This is a genomic window from Ferrovibrio sp. (assembly GCF_025869515.1).
In the GTDB taxonomy this organism is placed as follows: Bacteria; Pseudomonadota; Alphaproteobacteria; order Ferrovibrionales; family Ferrovibrionaceae; genus Ferrovibrio.
The window spans coordinates 1-5,406 of the sequence record NZ_JAOZVR010000089.1 but is presented as its reverse complement, the minus strand read 5'-3'; the positions used below and the strand labels follow the sequence as shown (position 1 = coordinate 5,406).

General features: G+C 62.4%; 5 protein-coding genes and 1 pseudogene. 4 read left to right on the top strand and 2 right to left on the bottom strand.

Annotated elements, in window-relative coordinates; all coding sequences use genetic code 11:
* Window positions 1–220 (top strand): annotated as a pseudogene (locus OJJ21_RS14400) (hypothetical protein); the annotation flags it as partial.
* 157 nt (window positions 221–377) lie between these two features.
* Complete coding sequence (locus tag OJJ21_RS14395) at window positions 378–647, top strand: hypothetical protein (RefSeq protein WP_297687275.1); 270 nt, start codon at window positions 378–380, stop codon at window positions 645–647.
* Between the two features lie 261 nt (window positions 648–908).
* Here OJJ21_RS14395 and OJJ21_RS14390 read toward each other — a convergent pair whose 3' ends face one another.
* Together OJJ21_RS14390 and OJJ21_RS14385 are read right to left on the bottom strand one after the other, a co-directional pair.
* A complete protein-coding gene (locus tag OJJ21_RS14390) occupies window positions 909–3,278 on the bottom strand; it encodes a heavy metal translocating P-type ATPase (RefSeq protein ID WP_297687274.1) in 2,370 nt (789 codons plus the stop codon).
* 149 nt (window positions 3,279–3,427) lie between these two features.
* Complete coding sequence (locus OJJ21_RS14385) at window positions 3,428–3,916, bottom strand: hypothetical protein (protein ID WP_297687273.1); 489 nt, start codon at window positions 3,914–3,916, stop codon at window positions 3,428–3,430.
* 328 nt (window positions 3,917–4,244) lie between these two features.
* Here OJJ21_RS14385 and OJJ21_RS14380 point away from each other — a divergent pair, with 328 nt between their 5' ends.
* On the top strand, window positions 4,245–4,817 hold the full coding sequence (locus OJJ21_RS14380; protein ID WP_297687272.1) for a winged helix-turn-helix domain-containing protein: 573 nt from the start codon (window positions 4,245–4,247) through the stop codon (window positions 4,815–4,817).
* The gene (locus OJJ21_RS14375; RefSeq protein WP_297687277.1) at window positions 4,700–5,329 is read left to right on the top strand and encodes an IS630 family transposase; all 630 of its coding nucleotides are present in this window, start codon (window positions 4,700–4,702) and stop codon (window positions 5,327–5,329) included. Before OJJ21_RS14380 ends, OJJ21_RS14375 begins: the two co-directional genes overlap by 118 nt.
* Window positions 5,330–5,406 lie beyond the last annotated feature (77 nt).

Sequence of the window (5,406 nt, the reverse complement as noted above, 5' to 3'; positions counted from 1 at the left end):
GCAGGACGAGGGCATGGCGGAATACCCGATCACGCAGGACTTCTCGCCGGGCTACATCACGCGCCGGCTGCATCTGCTGCCCAAACAGGGCGTGCAGGCGCCGTGGCACCACGCACAGGACTACGCATCGGACCGGAAAACCCTGCTCCGGGGCGAACTCGAGGACGGGGCGCTGCGCTTCGACGACCCGGCGCGCACGGTGACGGCGGGCAGGGTCTGACTGGGTCGAGCAGCATCTCAGGCAACTCGCCCCGTACGTTCGGGACGGAAGATGCAGCTCTTATCGCACCCACGCGGGAAGCCTGGTCGGCTGACACTCCCGCGCGACACGACGGGCTACTCTCGCGCGTGACAACGACCGGGACGTTACTGCGAAAATGGAACAGTACACCGACTGCGAACTTCCCGACTTGCTCGAGGAGGCGATGCAAGTCATTGCCGTGCTGCGTTGGCGGCGACCGGACGATGACACGAGGGTGCAGGAGGCGGCTGATGCGATCATGAAGCGTCTCTACAACGCGCGGCGTGATGCTTCGGAGGTGGGCTGTCGCTGCTGCCAGCGAGCAATCCGCCGCGAACGGTCGGGCCGTTCAATAATGGAAGGCGATCACCGCGGCCGTGATGACGATTCCCCACGCGATATATAAGAGATCCATTCTCACCGCCCCCATAGAAAAGCTTGTGAGCGGCCGCAATCCGTTGCGGCCTGGCCACTGGATTCGTCCGTGGTTATGGCGTGGGGTACAGGGTGGCAGAGCGCTCGCTCGCAATCCGCCAGTGATGTGAGGCTGTGTCGGTCGGCGAGTCGACCGGAGGCAATATCCAGGACTCCTACAGGCGGCTGGCAGGTGACAGGGGGGCGCAGGCGAAGCATTGACGCGTCTCGCGCGCGGCAACGCCAGTTCCATTCACGGTGTCGTCGCGCGGCGGACGATCTCGGGATGCATCAGCTCGACGCGCGTCAGGCGCAATGCGTTCGAAATGACGGATACCGAGCTCAGGCTCATCGCCGCGGCGGCGATCATCGGTGACAGTAGCCAGCCCGTGAATGGGTATAGGACGCCTGCCGCGACCGGCACGCCGAGTGCGTTGTAGAGCAACGCGAAGGCGAGATTCTGCTTCATGTTCGCGACGGTGGCCTGGGACAACGCGCGTGCCGTCGCGATCCCACGCAAATCTCCTTTGACGAGCGTGATCTGCCCGCTGTTCATCGCCACGTCCGTACCCGTGCCCATGGCGATCCCGATGTCGGCCTGGGACAGTGCCGGCGCGTCGTTGATACCGTCGCCCGCCATCGCCACGATGTGCCCGGCGCGCTGCTGAGTTTCGATCAGCGCCAGTTTGTCCGCAGGTCGCACTTCCCCGTGCACTTCATCGATGCCAAGCCGACGTCCGACCGCCATTGCAGTGGTAAGCCCGTCTCCCGTCGCCATGATTACGCGTATACCGGCGCGGTTCAGTGTGTCCAGCGCCTCCCAGGTAGTCGCTTTGACGGGATCCGAGACGGCCAGCACGCCCGCAAGGCGGCGATCGACGGCGAGATACATGACACTCGCGCCTTCTGCCCGCATTGCCTCCGCGCGTGCTGCCAATGGAGCCACGGTTATATCGAGGTGCTGCATCAGCGCTGTATTGCCCAGTGCCAGCGACATCCCCTCGACGCTCCCGCTGACGCCGATGCCGGTTCGCGATTCAAACTCGGATGGCGTGGACAGGGGGAGATCCTGTCGCTTTGCCGCGTCCACGATGGCGGTGGCGAGGGGGTGTTCGCTGCCCTGATCGAGGCTCGCGGCGAGTTGCAGGACCCGGTCTTCGGTGAATCCCTCGCACGCGATCGCGCGTTCGAAAGTCGGCTTTCCTGCGGTGAGCGTGCCGGTCTTGTCGACCACCAGCGTATCCACCGCGCGCAGTTTCTCGATGGCCACGGCATCTTTGAACAACACGCCGTGCTGCGCACCACGCCCGGTCGCCACCATGATCGACATCGGCGTCGCGAGACCGAGCGCACATGGACAGGCGATGATGAGGACGGCCACGGCGTTCACCAGTCCGTAAACCCAGCTCGGCTCCGGACCGAGGAATCCCCATCCGAAGAACGTGAGCACCGCGATGGCGATGACGCCGATGACGAAATAGCCTGCGACTACGTCCGCCATGCGTTGCATGGGTGCTTTGGAGCGCTGGGCCTGTGCGACCATCTGGACGATCTGCGCCAGCACTGTCGCCGATCCCACCCGCTCCGCGCGGAAGACCAATGCACCGTTGGTGTTCAGGGTGGCACCGATGACCTTGTCACCCGCGCGCTTGACCACCGGCAAAGGCTCACCCGTCAGCATCGATTCATCCACGGCGCTGGAACCTTGCGTGACCACGCCGTCCACCGGCACCTTCTCTCCGGGCCGCACGCGAAGCAGATCTCCGATGTGAACGTGCGACAGGGGAATGTCTTCCTCCACGCCGTCGGCTGCGATCCGGCGCGCCATTTTCGGCGCGAGTTTGAGCAGGGACTTGATCGCGGTGGACGTCCGGGCCCGCGCACGCAGCTCCAGTACCTGGCCCAGCAGGGTCAACGAGATGATCACGGTGGCCGCCTCGAAATACACCGCCACGCGGCCCATCGACATGAACGATGACGGAAACACTTGCGGAGCGATCGTCGCCACGACGCTGTACGCGAACGCGGCACTCGTCCCCAGCGCGATCAGCGTCCACATGTTGGGGCTGCGATGACGAACGGAATCCACACCGCGCTTGAAGAGCGGCCACCCCGCCCATGCCACGACGGGCAGGGACAGCACGAGCTCGATCCACGACTGGGTGGTCCCGGAGAACCAGGCCATCCGATGACCTGCCATCGCCAGGAACGCGACGACGACGGTGAATGGAAGGGTCCACCAGAAACGGCGAGAGAAATCCTCGAGTTCGGGATCCTCGGCGTCCTCGATCACCGGTACCATGGGCTCCAGACTCATGCCGCATCTGGGACAGTTGCCCGGTTCGGACTGCTGGATCTCGGGGTGCATCGGGCATGTGAAGATCACGGGTGCGGCATCCCTGGCGCGCGAAGGCACCGGCACTGATATCTGCGCTGACCCGGACAGATAGCGCCCCGGTTCCGCGACGAAGCGATCCATGCAGCGAGCGCTGCAGAAATGGTAGGCCGCGCCGTCATGGTGCGTGGTATGCGGCGAGTCGGCGCGCACGGTCATGCCACACACCGGGTCTTTCAGCGTTGGCTGGGCGTCCGGATCAGGGTTCGATTTCACGGTCATCACCATATGCGTACACCCGCAACAATCCGGGTGTCCTCGACCGTCGCTGCGAGCCAGTCCCGTACAACATCGCGCATGAAATCCACTGTCGTGCGCTTATGGGAATTGCAATGGCCGGGATCCTTTTTCAGCCGCCCGGCGCCGGCTTCAGCAGCTCAATACTTGCCCATTTCCAGGATCGTTTCAGCGAGTTCTTCGATGTCGTCACCTTCGTGCACGACCGCCTTCACCGTCACGTAATACGCGTTGCCGCGGCCACCCGAGCATGGCGGCAAATAAGTGCCCGGCTTGTCCCAGTCGGGCGCGCTGTGCTCGGCGACAGCCCAGAAGCCGGCCGGCAGTGCCATCGTGTGGGGCGGCACCGACGGTACCTGAACCGAGGTACTGCCAAGTTCTATTGCGTAGCCCAGCTTGCCGTGTCCGCCGTGATCCATTGGCGCATACGAGCGATCGCTGAACTCCAGTACCAGCGCATTGGTGCGCGCGGGAATTCCGTTCACATGCAGCGCGGGCGAGCCGTGGGTGCCACCAAACTTTTGACACTGATACCCATCTGGCACGGCGGCACCGTCCCACACCGGGTCGACAAACTTCGCTTGAAGGTCGGATGCGGTCACCGCCAAAGGCAGGGCGAGCAGGAACATGAATGCTGAGGTTCTGCAGATTTTCATAGCGCTATGCTCCTCGGTACGTGCAGGCGCACGGGATACCGCAGTCGGGTAACTCTGCCGAATGGGCGTAAAAGCTTATGCCATACTTCTTTCACGGCAACCTACGAGTCGTCTCCGACATCCTGCGAAGAACCTGCTTTTATCATGGAGAACACCCAGACGAACAGACAGTGACGCATCGTGCCGACGTAGGGCATCCGCTGTCGCCCTGCTAAACATGATCGCGTCGGAAGCGATCCAAAGAGTTGACGGATGATCGAGAGAAGATCATCGTGGGCCGATCTCTGTTCAAGGGGTCGAAATGATGGCGCGAGCGCGGAACGGTCAGGCTATCAGCACAGCACGAGCAAGTCGGCAGGAATTGCGCGCACTGCGAAAATTGCAGCAGGATGCGAAGCGGGACGGCGATCTGTCGACGTGGCGGCGAGCGACGGCGGTCCTGGGCTATCTCGATGGCATCAGCGTGATCCAACAGGCAGCGCAACTCGACGTGACCCGTGGTTCCGTCAATCGCTGGTTGCAATGGTTCGAGGCCGCTGGTACCGAGGGGCTGCGACCGCGAGAACGTCTCGGGGGCGAGGCGCGACTGTCGGATGCGCAACACCAGCAATGGATTGCGCTGGTCGAAGCAGGTCCGCTGGCCGCTGGCTACCAGAGCGGTGTGTGGACTGGGCCGATGATCGGGGAATTGATCCGGCGTCGTTTTGGGGTCAGTTACCACAACCATCATATTCCCCGTCTGCTGCACAAGCTTGGATTCTCGGTACAGCGCCCCCGGAAGCGGTTGGCCAAAGCCGACGCGGAGCGCCAGGCGCTCTGGTTGAAACAGACGTTTCCGGCGATCAAAAAAAAGCGGCTGCTTGCCGAGGCGTAGTCCTGTTCGAAGACGAAGCCAGTTTCTGGCTCGACGGTACGTTGCATCGAACCTGGTCGCGCGTCGGCTGCCAGCCACGAGTCGATACCTTTGGCGCGCGCAAGACCGCTCACTTGTATGCGGCGGTCAGTCTCTGTACGGCGCAGTTCACGTTCCAGTTCGCCGAGGTGTTCAACGCCGGCACGTTCCTGACGTTTCTCAAGCGATTGGTTGGGAAATATGCCGGGCGCAAGGTCTTTCTGATTCTCGACAATGGCCCCTGTCACAATCTGGACGCTACTGGACAGCAGTGGTTGGCCGCCAATCATCGGCGCATCTCGCTTCACCGACTGCCGCCATACTCGCCTGAGTTCAATCCAGTGGAGCCGATTTGGAAGACGACACGCAAGCTGACCGCCCATAATCGCTTCTATCAGACGACGATCGAACGGGACACGGCCCTGCGACGCACCTTCGCGCGCTTTCGCCGTAATCCAGACCTCATCTTCGCTCACGTCGCACGGTTCCAATGATCCATTATCGATGTGAGATTGTTTAAGGAACTTCTGAATAAGTCACTGATCTGATCTCGCCATTCTGAACGATTAAC

Excerpts from the sequence above, each read along its gene's own strand:
- OJJ21_RS14385 (WP_297687273.1), bottom strand. The coding sequence starts at position 3,916 with ATGTTCCTGCTCGCCCTGCCTTTGGCGGTGACCGCATCCGACCTTCAA.
- OJJ21_RS14390 (WP_297687274.1), bottom strand. The coding sequence starts at position 3,278 with ATGGTGATGACCGTGAAATCGAACCCTGATCCGGACGCCCAGCCAACG.
- OJJ21_RS14395 (WP_297687275.1), top strand. The coding sequence starts at position 378 with ATGGAACAGTACACCGACTGCGAACTTCCCGACTTGCTCGAGGAGGCG.
- OJJ21_RS14380 (WP_297687272.1), top strand. The coding sequence starts at position 4,245 with ATGATGGCGCGAGCGCGGAACGGTCAGGCTATCAGCACAGCACGAGCA.